Raw genomic sequence first — 727 nt, 5'->3', positions numbered from 1 at the left:
TGAGGTGACACGGCGAAAGTGGTCCAGCTCTGGTGTTAGCTTTTCGGCGGATTTCCTCATGACGGATGTGGAGATTGGCCATGAAGCGGCGATTTTCGGTGGAGCAGATCGTGGCGGTGCTCAAGCAGGCTGAGTTGGGCCTGCCGGTGGCCGAGCTGACGCGCAAGCTCGGTATCTCGGAACAAACCTTCTACCGCTGGAAGAAGCAGTATGCCGGGCTGGAGACGGACCAGGTCCGCGAGTTCAAGCAACTGACCGAGGAGAATGCCCGGCTGAAGCGGCTGGTCGCTGAGCTCAGCCTCGACAAGGCCGTGCTGCAGGATGTCCTGTCAAAAAAGTTCCCCGGCCAGCGCTCATGAAGGAGGTTGTGGCCTATGTGGCGCGGAGCCACGGCTACAGCGAGCGCCGGGCCTGTTCTCTGACACGCCAGCATCGATCGACGCAGCGCAAGCCGAGCACCAGGGACCCACGCCTCGAGATCCGGCAGCGCATGCACGAGATCGCGCAGACGCGGATCCGCTATGGTTACCGGCGGGTCCACATCATGCTGAAGCGTGACGGCTGGACGGTGGGGCGCAATCTGGTCTGGCGGCTATACCGCGAAGAAGGCCTTGTCCTGCGCAGCCAGCGGCCGAGGCGGCGCAAGATGGTCGTGCACCGCGAGGCGCGCTGCGTGCCCAAGCGTCCCAACGAGGCCTGGAGCCTGGACTTTGTCCACGACCAGCTG

Annotated in this window: 1 pseudogene; it reads left to right on the top strand. The window is 63.7% G+C overall.

From position 1 onward, the window contains the following. Positions 1–80: 80 nt before the first annotated feature. Positions 81–727 (top strand): annotated as a pseudogene (locus tag JMJ55_RS31435) (transposase); the annotation flags it as partial.

Source organism: Belnapia mucosa (genome assembly GCF_016775475.1).
In the GTDB taxonomy this organism is placed as follows: Bacteria; Pseudomonadota; Alphaproteobacteria; order Acetobacterales; family Acetobacteraceae; genus Belnapia; species Belnapia mucosa.
Note: the sequence above shows the minus strand (reverse complement) of the source record. Positions and strands in the feature narration are given on the sequence as shown.